Genomic DNA, 16569 nt, shown 5'->3' with positions numbered 1-16569 from the left:
ATGGATACAAAAGCTTTTAAACGTAGCCTGCAACACTCGGAAAACTATAATCGCAAAGGCTTTGGTCATCAAGCAGAAGTTGCTACCCAGTTACAGTCTGAATATCAAAGTAGCTTAATTCAGGAAATTCGCGATCGCAACTACAGGTTAGAACAAGGTGAAGTCACCATTTTGTTAGCGCAAGCCTTTGGTTTCTGTTGGGGTGTGGAACGTGCGGTAGCAATGGCTTATGAAACCCGCCAGCACTTCCCCAACGAACAGATATGGATTACCAATGAAATTATTCACAATCCCTCTGTGAACCAGCGAATGCAGGAGATGGAAGTCCAATTTATCCCTGTAAATGCTGGTCAAAAAGACTTTTCTGTCGTTGGCAATGAAGATGTAGTTATTTTACCTGCCTTTGGTGCCAGCGTGCAAGAAATGCAAATTCTCCACGAAAAAGGCTGCAAAATCGTCGATACAACTTGTCCTTGGGTATCCAAAGTTTGGAATACAGTAGAAAAGCACAAAAAAATTGACTATACCTCAATTATTCACGGTAAATATAAGCACGAAGAAACTGTAGCCACAAGTTCCTTCGCAGGCAAATATTTAATTGTGTTAAATATGCGCGAAGCCGAATATGTGAGCAACTATATTTTACATGGAGGCGATCGCCAAGAATTTCTGCAAAAATTCGCTAAAGCTTGTTCCCCTGGCTTTGACCCAGATATAGATTTACAAAGAGTGGGAATTGCTAACCAAACTACCATGCTCAAAGGGGAAACCGAACAAATTGGTAGGCTGTTAGAGCGCACAATGATGCAAAAATACGGCCCCGCAGAAATCACTCAACATTTCCAAAGCTTTAACACCATTTGCGACGCTACCCAAGAACGTCAAGATGCAATGTTAGATTTAGTCGAACAAAACCTCGACTTAATGATTGTAATTGGCGGCTTTAATTCATCAAATACCACCCAATTGCAACAGATAGCTTTTGAAAAAGGAATTCCTTCATATCATATTGATTCTGTCGAGCGAATTAAATCGGCAAAGTCTATTGAACACCGCCAATTAACCGGAGATATAGTTACCGCAGATAATTGGTTACCTGAAGGGAAAATTAATGTCGGGATTACTTCCGGTGCTTCGACACCAGATAAAGTTGTTGAAGATGTCATCACCAGAATCTTTGCTTTAAAAGCAACAGTTTTGGCGCTGTAAATTTTGCCAACATTACAACTAAGAAGATGAATTATCGGGGGTTTAGCATTGCTAAACCCCTAATTGTGTTGATTTATTAGATAATGGCAATCATTAGTGCGATCGCAATTAAACAACGACAAAATCAGCAACACCCAGTGATGCTACACCCAACACTGGATCAGAAAATTGTGCAAATTGTACCTGAGTAAATGCAGTTGCACTACCATCTTCATCAAAGTACAAAGCGCCTGTACCATTAACGAAGTTCTGTTTTGCGTTTTTACCTGAGCCAATAAGAATTGTCAAGGGTATAAAACAGAGATGCAAACCTATGCAGTATACCCCCATTCTCAAACAAACAGCAGAAAATCCGCGTTTGACAAGCCCAAAAGCTTTATCAAACAACAAAAAAATTAGCCGCTCTCAGTGATAATCCAGTAGACAATTGTGCTAATTGTACCTGAGTAAAGGCATTAGCACTGCCATCAATGTCAAAATACAAAGCGCCTGTAGCGTCGTTGTAGATAAATCGCTGCGTGCTATTTGTCGCAGCTTTCCCGATGGTAAACAGACTTGATGAAAGTACACCGGGCGATAATTCATTACGCAACAGATAAACAGATAACCGAATTAAATCATCTCTTGTACTGAAGTCTTTGATAGTATTAAATCCTTCATCGTAATCATTAATACCAAAGGTATCATTACCAGAACCACCAGTTAGGGTATGGTAACCATCCGAGCCAACGATAAGATCGTTGCCATTGCCACCACTCAGTAATTGATTACCCCCACGCCCAAAGATAGAATCATCGCCATTATCACCAGTCACGGTATCGTTACCACTTTGGCCAAAGATATGATCGTTGCCATTGCCACCAATCAGGACATCATTAAGATTGCTCCCACGGAGAGTATCATCGCCATCACCACCATTCAAGATGGAATCTTTACCAGAATCATCATCTACATATAGGTAGTCATTACCACCACCACCGATCAACGTATATTGTCCATCGATTGCGATCAAGTAGTCATCACTATTACCTCCTTGAAGATAGCCACCAGCGTTTTTACTGTAGATCCAAAACCTTTCGATACCAAAGAAGGTAATTTTTCCCGTACCACTCTTAATTGTGCCATTCATGGTGGTATCATCCAGATTCATGATGATCCCATCTCCAGAAACAGCCAAATAATCCTTACCTGCACCGCCATCAAGGGTACTATTACTCACAAAATCGTATAGATAGAACGAGTCATTACCATCGCCGCCAGAAAACCTATTTGCGCCTGTAACACCAGAAGCATTGAAGGTATCATTTCCAGTACCGCCGGAAAGTGTATTTTTCCCACTAGATCCTCGAAGCTCAAAGATGTCATTTCCCTCATCCCCACTCAGTCTGTTATTCCCTGAGGAATTGCTCATAGACAACCAATCATCGCCAGATCCCCCTTTGAGGGTATTATTGCCACTAGAATTATCGGCATCTAAAGAGTCATTTCCAGAACCACCGTCTAAAGTATTACTGGTAGATGAAGATCTCGCACTTAGCTCATCATTACCATTTTCACCGTAAAGTTTGTTCTTACCTTCAAAGTCGTAAAGATAGTCATTCCCGTCACCACCGTAGATTGTGTCATTACCTAGCCCACCATACAGTGAATCTTGCCCTGCCTTCCCTTCTAGGGTATCGTTGCCTTCTCCACCATTGAGAATATTGTTGAATTCATTACCCGTAATTCTGTTACTGAGGGTATTTCCCGTCCCAGAAATTGCTGCGCCAGTGAGGGTAAGTCTTTCAATATAATTGCCCAATGTCCAGTCAACTGAAGAGATGACTGTATCTTTGCTACCACCAGGATCGCCAAGAGCGCCATTATTTTCACTAACAACATCGTCAAGGCTATCAACGATGTATGTATCGTTACCCGATCCCCCAGACATGCGATCGTTGCCGCTACCACCATCGAGGGTATCATTCCCGCTACCACCATTGAGGACATCATTACCCTCATAACCGTAAATGATATCGCTGCTAGTAGTGCCATTGAGTAAGTCGTCAGCCACTGTACCTTTAATTGTTGCCATTGTTTTATCCTTTATAGAGATAAGGTATTTGGTCAAAAACACGGTGCTAAATGCACAATTTTCCTTTCATAAGGCACAACAAAATTTAGGTAACCAACATTTCATTGATGTTGATTACTTTGCAATCCATACTGTGCGTTATGAGTAGCGCTTTGGGGAATTATTCCTGCTTGATTATCGGGTTGATTAAGCGTAGACGCGGAGCGGCTTGTCGTAGACATCGCTTTTTCAAAAGACTACTATCGCTGTTTCCTCAATTAGGCAATTACAAATAATTTTTGGTCATTTTCACTTTTTTAACTTAGAGTTAACCTAAGTATTACTTAGCATTAAATTATTGCTACAAGCCCTAAATTTATTTAATCTTTAAGAATCGATTATTACTCAAATCAAGTAATAGAAGATACTGGCGAGCAAATCTCCATAAATTATGCGGCTCCACTTGATTCCACCAAAATCACATAGGTATAGAACATAGGAGTAAACCTATGCTCTATTCCATCATTCTTTGACAAACAGCAGAAATCTGCGTTTGGCAAGCCCTTAACCTCGATCAAACAACAACAAAATTAGTAGAAGTGAGTGCTAATCCAGCAGACAATTGTGCAAATTGTACCTGATACCCACCGCCACCATAAGGGTCAAAGTACAAAGCACCCGTAGCGTCGTCGTAGATAAATCGGTGCGTGCTATTTGTGGCATCAGTACCAATGGTAAACAGACTAGATGAAAGTACACCAAGCGATAATTCACCACCGAAATTATTGAAACTATTAGCCGACAAGTGAATTAAATCATCAGTTGTATTGAAGTCAGAGATAGTATTAATGCCATTATAATAATATGCATTCAGAATGAAGATATCATTACCATCACCACCGTTCAGGGTGTTATTACCTCCCCTGCCATTGAGATAATCATTACCATTGCCACCAGTCAGGATATCATTGCGATCGCTCCCAAAGATGGTATCATCTCCATCACCACCGTTCAGGGTGTTATCGCCGCCATCATAGTAATAGTAATAGTAACTATTATTTACTTCCAGATAATCATTACCATTGCCTCCGTTCAAGCTATTCTGTCCATAATAATCATTAGATATGAGCCTATCGTCTCCATCATCACCATTCAAAATATTAATACCAGCATAGTTTTCGGCACGTATCACATCATTCCCTACACCGCCGCTAATAGTATCATTGCCACCATAACCCCCGTTTAAAGTATCATCACCATTGCCTCCTTGAAGATTGTCACTGTAGGATGTACCGAATATATTCAATTTTTCAATATTCAAGAAGCTGATATGATTCGTACCCACAGTAATTGTGCCATTAGTAGTGGTTGCATCCCAGGTCATGCTAATACCACCATTAGCACTAGAGTAATTAACCTCCAAGTAGTCGTTAAGAGTACCCCCGTCTACTATCTGAGTTACTAAGGAATCTGTATAATTTGCGGATAAAATGAAGGAGTCATCGCCAGCCCCACCATTCAACGTGTTCGCACCTTTGACAGCAGCTGTTAGGGTATCGTTGCCATCTCCTCCATTCAAGATGTTATTGCCAAAGTAAGAGTAATAGAATGAGCCGGTAATACTTAGCAAATCGTTACCTGCACCACCGCTAATCGTATCGTTACCACCATAGCCTCCGTAGAGGTAGTCATCGCCATTGCCTCCAACAATATTGTCATCATAGGCTGTACCTGTGATATTAAACTTTTCGATATTTTGGAAGCTAATTTGATTTGTACCCGCAATCATTAAGCCATTATTAGCGCTTGGATCTAAGGTCATGCTGATGCCACCGTTAGCGCTAGAATAATTAACCTGCAAGTAGTCGTTAAAAGTACCCCCCTCTACTACGTTAATTACTAAAAAATTTGTGTCACTTGCGGATACAAAGAATTCGTCATCGCCTGCGCCACCATTGAGGGTATTCGCACCAATATCAGCAGAGGCTGTTAGCTTATCGTTGCCATCACCTCCATTGACGATGTTATTGCCTCTTGAGTCGGTAATACTTAGCCAATCGTTACCTGCACCACCGTTCAGGGTGTTATCACCTCTAGCAACCTGAGCAGATAAGGTGTCATTTCCTGCATCACCATTCAGGGTGTTATTACCTGCGGAATCATTGATGGACAAGTCATCATCCCCATACTCCCCAAAAAACGTATTAGCACCTGTAACTCCACGAGCATCAAACTCATCATTCCCATCCCCCCCAAAAAACGTATTAGCGCCCGTAACTCCATTGATATAAAACTGATCGTTTCCAGTCCCACCAGAGAGCGTATTTTTACCGATAGATCCCTCAAGATAAAAAATGTCATTTCCTGCATCACCACTCAGGCTGTTATTACCTGAAGAATTGTTGACTGACAATTGATCGTTTCCAGATCCCCCCTTGAGGGTATTATTGCCACTGGAATTATTAGCAAATAAGTAGTCTTGTTCCGAGCCACCATCTAAAAGATTACTTGTAGATGAATTGGAAACATCTAGCGTATCATTGCCGTTTTCTCCGTAGAGGCTGTTGTTACCTTGATTGTCAGAGAGGTTGTCATCATCATCACCACCATAGAGTTTGTCATTACCTAGACCGCCAGACAATGAATCTGCACCTACCATGCCTTTGAGGGTATCATTACCATCCCCACCAGATAGTGAATTGTTAAATCTATTACCCGTAATCGTATTATTGAGTGCGTTTCCCGTCCCAGAAATTGCTGTCCCAGTTAGAATCAGCTTTTCAATATAATTGCCCAATGTCCAATTAACCGCAGACTTAATAGTATCAATGCCACCTGCATCGCCGCCTGCACCATTATCTTCACTCACAACATCATCAGCGCTATCAACGATGTATGTATCATTACCAGAACCTCCAGACATAGTATCGTTGCCACTACCACCATCAAGAGTATCGTTCCCTGTACCAGCATTGAGAATGTCATTACCCTCATAACTGTAAATGATATCGCTGCTAGTAGTGCCATTGAGGATGTCGTCAGCTACTGTACCTTTAATTGTTGCCATTGTTTTATTCCTTTAAACAATTGAATTCTTCACGAGAAAATTTTGTACTTAGAGCACAATTCCTCTGCCACAAAGTACGATAATGAAGCGATCGCGCACCTCATAAATAAAAAGCGCGATTGCACGCTAGTATGTTACAAGCCGTAAACATACTTGCAACCTTAACAATTACCAACGAAAACCCTTACCAGTATTGTCATGGCGTTGAATTTTCTTAGGCTATTGCCTAGCTTTGATTAGTTAAACACTTACAAAGAATTTTCAGCAGTTGCTAGCTGCTTAATTAATTGCTCAATGCCAATGCTCTATGAATTTGCACATTTATGCCAAAATAAACCAGAAGCCACTCACTCACCAACAAAACCTGCTTATCGTAAAAAAGCGGTCGCCGACTTCCAAGGTACGGAAACTGATTCCTAGAACACAGGCTAGTTATTTACATCTTCATAGATCATTGGTCTGATTATTTAATTACCATAAATTCCCTCAACATATCTGAACTTTATCCAATCTTTAAAAATCTATTGCTGTTATTTAAATTTTTAGCAAAATCCAGCAAATGAATCTTAATTAAGAGTGAGATATTTCCAGCTTTTTTTCAGCGTTACAAAAAACAAAAATATATGTTTTTATATGATTTTGACTGGTTTAATTTATTGTACTTTTATAAATAAGTAAAAAGAATTAATTATGCCAGATGATTGCGAAACAGGCGATCGCAATATCTGATACCATTTCACAAAAAATTATGATGTGGATGTATTATCCCATGAAAAGACAGCAGGTATAGAACATAGGTACCAACCTATAGCAATCCTAAATAATGTGTGAAAGATTACATAAATGATTCTTGGCTGTTAACCGTTTACAGTCAACATTCACCAGTCAACAGCCAAAACCGATATTTTTCACAACTGAAATAGGATTGCTATATGTCCCATACCCGTTTTTAAACAAACATCAGAAAATCTGCAATTGATTAACGAATCATAAAGTTAGCAGCGCTAAGTGATAATCCAGCAGATAATTGGGCAAATTGTACCTGAGTAAATGCAGTTGCACTGCCATCTTCATCAAAGTACAAAGCGCCTGTACCATTATTGTAAATAAATCGCTGAGTACTTGTTGTGGCAGCAGCACCAATAGTAAACTGACTCGATAAAAGTGTACCGGACGATAATCCATCACCGAAACCAGTAGCAAATATCTGAATTAAATCATCCGTTGTACTGAAGTCAGTGATAGTATCAATACGACTAAAGTACCTATGATACACAGTAAAAGTATCTTTACCATTGCCACCAGTCAGGGTATCATTGCGATCGCTCGTATAAAAGATGTCGTCGCCATCGCCACCAATGAGGATACAACTGCCATTAGAAGATCCAGATAGTACATCGTTACCTGCGCCCCCACTAATAGTATCGTTACCACCAATGCCTCCTCTTAAGCCGTCGTCGCCATTCCCTCCTAGAATATTGTCATCGTAGTTTGTACCGTTGATCCCTAAACGTTCGATACTCTGGAAGCTAATATTGTATGTACCCGCAGTAATTGTGCCATTAGTCGTAGTTGCATCTAAGGACATGACGATCCCACCGTCAGGAATGATGTAATCAATTGACAACAAATCGTTACCCGTACCACCATCTAACGTATGAGTCACCAAGGACGATGTACGACTTTGCTCTATATAAAAGGAGTCATCGCCAGATCCACCATTTAAGATGTGATTGCCAGAAGAACCATAGGAAATAGTGAGTCTATCGTTACCTGTACCACCATCGAGGATACTATTGCCATAAAAAGAAGATGCGAATAGTGAATCGTTACCTGCACCCCCAATTAGGGTATCATTACCACGATAGGCTAACAATTCATCATCGCCATTGCCTCCTTTAATATTGTCATCATATTCTGTACCAAAGATAAAGAAACTTTCGATAGCCTGGAAGCTAACAAAGGCAGTCCCCGCAGTAACTGTGCCATTGGTATTGGTTCCATCCAAGGTCATGTTGATGCCACTATTAGCATTACCAAAACTTATATTCAGGCGATCGTTACCTGCACCTCCATTCAAAATATTATTGTTATCACTAAACGATAAGTCGATGATATCGTCGCCTGCACCACCATTAACCGTATCATTGCCACTGATGAACTCAAAGTAGTCGTTGCCATTGCCTCCTTGAATGTTGTCATCGTAGTTTGTAGCATTTATGCGCAGTTGTTCAATACTCAAGAAGGTAGTTTTGTTCGTACCAGCTGTAATTGAGCCATTAGTATTGGTAGCATCCAAAGTCATGATGATACCACCGTTAGCAATATTGTTAATAATCCACAAGTAATCGTTACCTACACCTCCGTCTACTGTCTGAGTAACTAAAGAAGAAGGAGATGTTTCAGATTCTTCCGAACCAATGAATAAAGTAAAGGAGTCATCGCCTGCGCCACCACTTAGGCTATTAGTACCATTAACACCATAGGCTACTAATTTATCGTTACCATCACCTCCATCCAAAATGTTATTGCCATTCGATTCTCTAACAGAGAGGTAATCGTCACCTATACCACCATAGAAGAACTTGTTGCCTATGGAATATTCGGCTCCGATTCCATCGTTACCTGCACCACCGCTAATGGTATCATTGCCACCACCTCTGGCATTTATTCCGTCGTTGCCATTACCTCCTTGAATATTGTCATCATAGTTAGTACCTCTGATAATGAAGCGTTCAATATTCTGAAAGCTAACTTTTTGATTACCAGCTGTAATTGAGCCATTAGTGGTGCTTGCATCTAAAGTCATGGTGATGCCAGCATTAGCATTAAGAAAAAATAAGTCGAAAAAATCGTTACCTAACCCTCCGTCTACTATATGAGTTACTAAGGAGGTTGTATTAGTTGTGGTTATATAAAATTCGTCATTACCATCTCCCCCGTAAAACTTATTAGCCCCCGCGATGTAATCGGCAGAAAAGTAATCATTCCCAGTTCCGCCTGAGAGAGTATTGTTCCCCCTAGAGTAATCGATATCCAAGATATCATTACCCCCATCACCACTGAGACTGTTATTACCTGAGGAATCGTTGACATCTAACCTATCATCGCCAGATCCCCCCTTGAGGGTATTTTTGCCACTGGAGTTATCGGCATATAAGTAGTCATTTCCATCATCGCCACTCAGGGTGTTATTACCAGATGAATCGTTGATATACAGCAAATCATCGCCAGATCCCCCCTTGAGGGTATTATTGCCTGTAGAATTATAAGCATATAAGAAATCCCTGCCTAAGCCACCGTCTAAAAGATTACTCCCAGAAGAGTTAGAAATATCTAACCCATCATCACCATCTTCACCGTAGAGTTTGTTCTTACCTTCAAAGTCGTAAAGACGGTCATTACCGTCACCACCGTATATTGTGTCATTACCTAGCCCACCATACAGTGAATCTTCTCCTGTCTTGCCTTCTAGGGTATCGTTGCCTTCTCCAGCATTGAGGATATTGTTAAGTGAATTACCCGTAATTCTGTTACTGAGGGTGTTTCCCGTGCCAGAAATTGCTGCGCCTGTGAGGGTAAGTCTTTCAATATAATTGCCCAATGTCCAGTTTACTGAAGAGATAACTATATCTTTGCTACCGCCAGGATCGCCGCCTGCACCATTGTCTTCACTCACAACATCGCCAAGGCTATCAACGATGTATGTATCGTTACCCCCTCCCCCAGAAAGTGTATCGTTACCGCTACCGCCATCAAGGGTATCGTTCCCGCTGCCACCATTGAGGACATCATTACCTGCATAACCGTAAATGATATCGCTGCTAGTAGTTCCATTGAGGATATCGTCAGCAGCAGTACCTTTAATTGTTGCCATGATTTTCTGCCTAAAAAATTTGTGAACATATAGCTATGGTGGTTAAAGCCAGCCATACAAAGACTATTAGGGGTTTAAGCATTGCTCAACCCCTGGTGATAATTGCGCGCTATTAAGCTACGACTCTAATATTCGCAGTGCTGATAGCTGGTACACTGGATCGTGAATCGAACAATTGTGCAAATTGTACTTGGGCAAATCCAGTTCCACTGCCATCTGAGTCAAAGTACAAACCACCTGTAATATCGTTGTAGATAAATCGCTGATTGCTATCATTAGCAGCCGCACCAATGGTAAATTGACTTGATGAGAGTTCGCCGATGGATAAGCCACCACCAAAACCAGCAGCAGATACTTGAATCACATCATTATCATAGGTATAAGTATAATCAATCCCGTCATATCCGATCGAGTAGCTCTTGAAGTCGGAGATAGTATCAATCCCTTGACTGTAATTATTGAAAACAAAGGTATCATCACCGCTACCACCAGTGAGATAATCATTACCATCACCACCGATGAGTAAATCATTACCATAATAGCAACTCAATGTATCATCCCCATTGCCACCCTGAAGAGTGTTATCGCCATAGGAATCACCGCGTATAGCTAAATAGTCATTACCATTGCCACCATTTAAGATATTATTGCCACCAGTATCTTCAATAGTCAGCGAATCGTTGCCATTACCGCCGGTTAAGATGTTATTGCCACCAGAATATCTGAGGTTAAGGAGATCGTTACCATCTTCTCCATTGAAGATGTTATTCCCATCAGAATAGTCGCTGCCTATCCTATCGTCACCATCACCACCATAAACGGTCTGATTTCCAGAATCTTCACTCCCAATTATGTCATTACCTGCACCGCCAATGATAGTATCGTAGCCTTTTGCACCGCCAATGATGATGTCGTCGCCATTACCGCCATCTAAATAGCTAATGCCATCATAACTCCCACGGAGATAATCATTACCATTGCCACCACGAATGACATCATTGCCATAAAAACCTCCTGCGAGGTAGTCGTCGCCATCACCACCCACTAGGGTATCATTTTCGTATGTAGCAAATATATGGAAACGTTCAATATTCGAGAAGTGAATAAAGTTGCTACCTGTTGTAATGGTGCCACTAGTAGTGTTTGCATCTAAGGACATGATTAATGGGCCGCCATCTTCATAATAATCAAGCCTTAATAAATCGTTACCGCCACCACCATCAATGACATCATTGCCACCATTACTACTATAACCGCCCCCCCGGAAAGTATCGTCTCCATTGCCACCTAGAAGCAAGTCATTATAGCTGGTAACACCGATCTCAAATTGTTCAATATTCTGAAAGCGAATAAAGTTTGTACCGTTGGCGATCGTACCACTACCAGTGCTTGCATCTAAAGTCATGGTGATGCCACTGTCAGGCTCATCATAGTCAACTTTCAAGAAATCGTGACCGGCACCACCATTAATCCGATCATTACCAGCATAGCCTCCGTAAAATCTATCGTTGCCATTGCCTCCTTTAATACTATCATCGTAGTTTGTACCTATGATATTGAAGCTTTCAATACTCGAAAAGCTAATCTTATTTGTGCCAGCAGTAATTGAGCCGTTAGTTGTGGTTCCATCCAAGGTCATGATGATACCACCATTCGCACTGATGTAATCGACATCCAAGTAATCGCTATTACCATCCCCATATATTGTTTGGGTTACTAACGAAGCTGTATTACCTGCAGATAGATAGAAAGAGTCATTACCATCGCCGCCAGAAAACCTATTTGCGCCTGTAACGCTGGCAACATTAAAGGTATCATTGCCAGTACCGCCAGAAAGTGTATTGTTCCCGCTAGATCCTCGAAGCGCAAAGATATCATTTCCCTCATCCCCACTCAGTCTGTTATTACCCAAGGAAGAGACGATATATAAGTAATCATCGCCAGATCCGCCTTTGAGGGTATTATTGCCACTGGAGTTATGGGCATACAAGTAGTCATTACCAGAACCACCGTCTAAAGTGTTACTTGTAGATGAAGAGGTAACACTTAGCTCATCATTACCATTTTCACCGTAGAGTTTGTTCTTGCCTTGATTGTCGTAAATATAGTCATTACCGTCACCACCGTAGACTGTGTCATTACTTAGCCCACCATACAAATTATCATTTCCTGCCAGACCTTCTAGGGTATCGTTGCCTTCTCCACCATTGATAATATTGTTAAATTCATTACCCGTAATTCTGTTATTGAGATTGTTTCCCGTGCCAGAAATAGCTGCGCCAGTGAGGGTAAGTCTTTCAATATAATTGCCTAATGTCCAGTTTACTGAAGAAATGACTGTATCTTTGCTACCGCCAGGATCGCCGCCTGCACCATTGTCTTCACTCACAACATCGCCAAGGCTATCAACGATGTATGTATCGTTACCCCCTCCCCCAGAAAGTGTATCGTTACCGCTACCGCCATCAAGGGTATCGTTCCCGCTGCCACCATTGAGGACATCATTACCTTGATAACCGTAAATGATATCGCTGCTAGTAGTGCCATTGAGGATATCGTCAGCAGCAGTACCTTTAATTGTTGCCATGATTTTCTTCCTAAAAATTTGTAAATATATAGGTATGATGGTTAAAGCCAGCCATACAAAGACTATTAGGGGTTTAAGTATTGCTCAATCCCTAATAAAGAAATTGCGCGCTATTAAGCAACGACTAGAAAATTTGCAGCGCTGATTGTGCGATCGCCACCTGCACGATTATCTTCACTGACAACATCGCCAAGACTATCAACGATGTATGTATCGTTACCCACTTCCCCAGAAAGTGTATCGTTACCGCTACCACCATTGAGGACATCATTACCTGCATAACCGTAAATGCGATCGCCACTAGTAGTTCCATTGAGGATATCGTCTAATGTAGTTCCGTAAATTATTGCCATTGTTTTATTTTTTTGTAAATAATTTATCTTGTTACTAACTTGGCGCTAAATGTACAATTCCTATCTCACAAAGCAGGACAATTTTCAGCGAGCAACTTATTGTTGATGTTGCTCTCTTGGCGAGAAATACTGCGATTTACTAGTAATGCTTGGGGAAATTATCCATACTTTAATTTGGGATTGATGGGGCGATCGCACTTTTAATCAAGGATGGTTACTACTGTCAGAACTATACAAGCATCAATAATGAATATGTTTTCCTTGTTTTTACCTTCTTAACTCAGAGTTAACCTGAGTATTTACTTACCATAAATTCTTGGGAGGATACCTAACTTTATCTAATCTTTAAAAATTTCACTGAGGCCAATTTAGTATTGCAAGACAGGAAAAATAAAGTCTCAATAAAATTTGATATTTCTTAGTCATATTTTATCGATATCACCTGCAAAACACTGATAATCTATGGTTTTTAAATTAACCATAACTATTTATGCAGGTATAGAAAAATATAATAATAATTCAAATAATATTAGCAAATAATCAATATAAAGCATATTTCAGGTAAATGAGGTACGCGCTTCGGGGCATGGCAGTGCCAATGCCCCTACAATCAACGATTATCTGTACCTCACCAAGTTGCAATTCGCTGTATTCTCAAGGGTATACCAATGACAAATGACCAAAGAGGCAGGGGAGCAGGGGGGAAAAGTAGACTTGGAGCGTGACGCAGACAAATAAATAATTCTCAATGTCTCCCATGCCCAATGCCCAATGCCCAATGCCCAATGCCCCTTGTCCTCTTCTTTGACCAATGACCAATGATAATATAATGCGATCGCATATCTGAGCCATCAGCTTTGAATATGCGATCGCACTATAGTCAAAACAGACTTACAAAGACAAGCCAGTGGTAATTCGTTGCATAGCTTCTTCTACATTTTCTCGGCTATTAAATGCAGAGATGCGGAAGTAACCTTCGCCAGCAGCACCAAAGCCAGAACCAGGAGTGCCAACAACGTTGACGTTTTGCAGTAATTTATCAAAAAATTCCCAACTTGATAAACCATTGGGAGTTTTTACCCAAACATAAGGGGCATTGACACCACCATATACTGACAATCCGGCGGCTGTTAGCTTTTCGCGAATAATTTTGGCGTTTTCCAAATAAAAGCTGACTAATCCTTGGATTTGCGCCTGTCCTTCTGGGGAATAAACAGCTTCCGCACCGCGCTGTACAATGTAAGATACGCCGTTAAACTTGGTAGACTGGCGACGATTCCACAGTTTCCACAGTTCAACATCAGAACCATCAGCCGCTTTGGCTGTCAAAGTTTTGGGAACGACAGTTAAAGCACAACGAGTGCCGGTGAAACCTGCATTCTTGGAGAAAGAACGAAACTCAATGGCGACATCCCTAGCACCTTCAATTTCATAAATCGAATGGGGAATTGCCGGATCGGTGATGTAAGCTTCGTAAGCAGCATCAAAGAAAATAATCGAGTTATTCGCCTTTGCATAGTCTACCCAAGCTTTCAGGTGTTCCTTACTAGCAGTTGCGCCGGTGGGGTTATTGGGAAAGCAAAGATAAATTAAATCGACTTTCTGGTTTGGTATCTCTGCGGTGAAGTTATTCTCGGCGGTAATGGGGAGATAGACTAAGCCAGCAAACTCGCCTTTATCGTTAGCGACACCTGTATTACCTGCCATGACATTAGTATCTACATAGACAGGATAAACCGGATCGGTAACAGCGATCGCATTATCATGTCCAAAAATTTCTAAAATATTCCCCGTATCGCATTTAGAACCATCAGAAATAAAAATTTCCGAGGCGTCGATATCCGCACCCCTAGCTTGGAAATCTTGCGCTGCAATCTTTTCCCTTAACCAAGCATAACCTTGTTCGGGGCCATAGCCTTTAAAAGTTGCGCGATCGCCCATTTCCTCTACAGCTTTAATCATCGCTGTGCGGCAAGCTTCAGGTAGAGGTTCTGTAACATCGCCAATCCCCAACCGAATAATTTTCGCATCTGGATTGGCTTGGGCAAAGGCATTTACCCGCCGTGCAATTTCGGGAAATAGGTAACCTGCTTTCAGCTTCAGGTAGTTGTCGTTAATCGTTGCCATAGTAGATTGAGAGAAATACCATCAAACAAGCTTACTGCGAACAGATTACAAATTATAAAGTTTTGCCGTAATTCTCGAATCGCACACAGCCAATGACTTTACCACAAGGGTAATGTGGGGGTATTTCACGTTGACGGTTGACGGTTGACGGTTGACGGTGTTGGGTTGTCTTTTATCCCATTTCTAGAAGGGATAGAATTAAAGACATATTTTATATGGTAGTAAATGTAACATTTAACTAATATAGCGATCGCCCAACCTCAAACTGTTATTTATTCTGACTTTCAATTGATTTAAAAAACTGCCCAATCTCTTGCACTGAACGAATATGATAAATCTTTTTGCTACTTTCAGCCTGTGCAATATACTCACGATATTTTGGCGTCAAATATTTGTAGCATAACCACAGCACGCGGTAGCTATTTAGCGAACTACTGAAGATAGGACTATTTTCCGGCCAGCCTGCTGGGGGTTGAAAGTAACCTGTAATTAACCGTTTAGTTACCCACCAAAAATGCACATATAGGGGTAAATCGATAAATACCAAACTATCCGCTTCGTTGAGTCTAGGCCAAAGAGTTTCCATTGAACCAAAGCCATCAATAATCCATTGGTTATTAGCTAAAATTTCCGCATGAATGCGCTGATACTCTTCATCTGAAATTTTAGCGCCCCCTGGTTGATATTGAATTTTATCTAAAATGTAGAGTGGTAAACCAGTAATTTCTGATAATCTCCGGCTGAGAGTTGATTTACCGCCTCCAGTATTACCAAACACGGCTACTTTTTTCATTATCAGGAGAATGGGTCTAAAACCCCGTCCTTCTAGGACGCCTTTCTGGTAAAATGAGTACAACCGGAAAATCAGATGTGTAGTCGTGGCACGCGAACTGACCGTTGGATAAAGGCTAGTGTCACCAGCCCTCAAGGGTTGCCCCAATACCTCACTGCCCTCTAAAAATATGGCATAGGTGGGAGAAAATAAAAATCAAATAGGGTAGGGCATACCCGAATTTACGCTTGGGGAGTAGTCCATAAGAGTGCTTGCTGTAAAAAGTGTAGTCGGACTAAACATGAAACTGTCAGCCCAAAATCAACATTGTTGGTGGAGGCAAGATTCAGCCCAAGAATCACCGCACTTTTAGGGCGGTGAGTGTCAACTCTCTTCTTTGCGATCGAGTTGTCTCTTAGAGGATGTTTGAAAAGTCGGACAGATTGTAAAAAAGCTCTCTCGGTATACGCTGTGAATAGATAGTAGACAGCACCGAGAGAGCAACATGAGTAAAGCATATCCCA

The 16569-nt window shown here is 41.2% G+C and carries 9 protein-coding genes; 1 reads left to right on the top strand and 8 read right to left on the bottom strand.

Translation table 11 applies throughout. The annotated features are described in order from the left end of the window. Complete coding sequence (locus H6G08_RS27760) at window positions 1–1209, top strand: 4-hydroxy-3-methylbut-2-enyl diphosphate reductase (protein ID WP_190548958.1); 1209 nt, start codon at window positions 1–3, stop codon at window positions 1207–1209. 108 nt (window positions 1210–1317) lie between these two features. Here the strand turns inward: H6G08_RS27760 and H6G08_RS27755 are convergent, their stop codons facing one another. The 8 genes from H6G08_RS27755 to H6G08_RS27720 all read right to left on the bottom strand — a co-directional run bounded on the left by H6G08_RS27755 (window position 1318) and on the right by H6G08_RS27720 (window position 16066). Continuing rightward, a complete protein-coding gene (locus H6G08_RS27755; protein ID WP_190548956.1) occupies window positions 1318–1497 on the bottom strand; it encodes a hypothetical protein in 180 nt (59 codons plus the stop codon). 91 nt (window positions 1498–1588) lie between these two features. Then, window positions 1589–3283, bottom strand: coding sequence for a calcium-binding protein (locus H6G08_RS27750; protein ID WP_190548954.1), 1695 nt, complete (start codon window positions 3281–3283; stop codon window positions 1589–1591). A 553-nt stretch (window positions 3284–3836) separates the two neighbouring features. After that, a complete protein-coding gene (locus H6G08_RS27745; protein WP_190548952.1) occupies window positions 3837–6329 on the bottom strand; it encodes a beta strand repeat-containing protein in 2493 nt (830 codons plus the stop codon). Between the two features lie 979 nt (window positions 6330–7308). Then, window positions 7309–10206, bottom strand: coding sequence for a beta strand repeat-containing protein (locus H6G08_RS27740; protein ID WP_190548951.1), 2898 nt, complete (start codon window positions 10204–10206; stop codon window positions 7309–7311). Between the two features lie 112 nt (window positions 10207–10318). Beyond that, on the bottom strand, window positions 10319–12793 hold the full coding sequence (locus H6G08_RS27735; protein ID WP_190548949.1) for a calcium-binding protein: 2475 nt from the start codon (window positions 12791–12793) through the stop codon (window positions 10319–10321). 113 nt (window positions 12794–12906) lie between these two features. Further along, complete coding sequence (locus H6G08_RS27730) at window positions 12907–13146, bottom strand: calcium-binding protein (protein WP_190548947.1); 240 nt, start codon at window positions 13144–13146, stop codon at window positions 12907–12909. Window positions 13147–14037: 891 nt separating this feature from the next. Beyond that, entirely contained in the window at window positions 14038–15273 is a 1236-nt protein-coding gene (locus tag H6G08_RS27725; protein WP_190548945.1) for an LL-diaminopimelate aminotransferase, read from the bottom strand. A gap of 268 nt (window positions 15274–15541) precedes the next feature. Next, window positions 15542–16066 carry a P-loop NTPase family protein gene (locus H6G08_RS27720; RefSeq protein ID WP_190548943.1) on the bottom strand — a complete coding sequence of 175 codons (525 nt, stop codon included), beginning with the start codon at window positions 16064–16066 and terminating at the stop codon, window positions 15542–15544. Between the last annotated feature and the right edge of the window lie 503 nt (window positions 16067–16569).

This window comes from Calothrix anomala FACHB-343, assembly GCF_014696435.1.
GTDB lineage: Bacteria > Cyanobacteriota > Cyanobacteriia > Cyanobacteriales > Nostocaceae > Aulosira > Aulosira anomala_A.
The sequence above is the reverse complement of the archived record's forward strand: the minus strand, read 5'-3'. Positions and strand labels throughout refer to the sequence as shown.

What these genes read in the sequence shown, in the direction of transcription:
- H6G08_RS27760 (WP_190548958.1), top strand. Translation starts at nt 1, where the DNA reads ATGGATACAAAAGCTTTTAAACGTAGCCTGCAACACTCGGAAAACTAT.
- H6G08_RS27750 (WP_190548954.1), bottom strand. Translation starts at nt 3,283, where the DNA reads ATGGCAACAATTAAAGGTACAGTGGCTGACGACTTACTCAATGGCACT.
- H6G08_RS27745 (WP_190548952.1), bottom strand. Translation starts at nt 6,329, where the DNA reads ATGGCAACAATTAAAGGTACAGTAGCTGACGACATCCTCAATGGCACT.
- H6G08_RS27740 (WP_190548951.1), bottom strand. Translation starts at nt 10,206, where the DNA reads ATGGCAACAATTAAAGGTACTGCTGCTGACGATATCCTCAATGGAACT.
- H6G08_RS27735 (WP_190548949.1), bottom strand. Translation starts at nt 12,793, where the DNA reads ATGGCAACAATTAAAGGTACTGCTGCTGACGATATCCTCAATGGCACT.
- H6G08_RS27730 (WP_190548947.1), bottom strand. Translation starts at nt 13,146, where the DNA reads ATGGCAATAATTTACGGAACTACATTAGACGATATCCTCAATGGAACT.
- H6G08_RS27725 (WP_190548945.1), bottom strand. Translation starts at nt 15,273, where the DNA reads ATGGCAACGATTAACGACAACTACCTGAAGCTGAAAGCAGGTTACCTA.
- H6G08_RS27720 (WP_190548943.1), bottom strand. Translation starts at nt 16,066, where the DNA reads ATGAAAAAAGTAGCCGTGTTTGGTAATACTGGAGGCGGTAAATCAACT.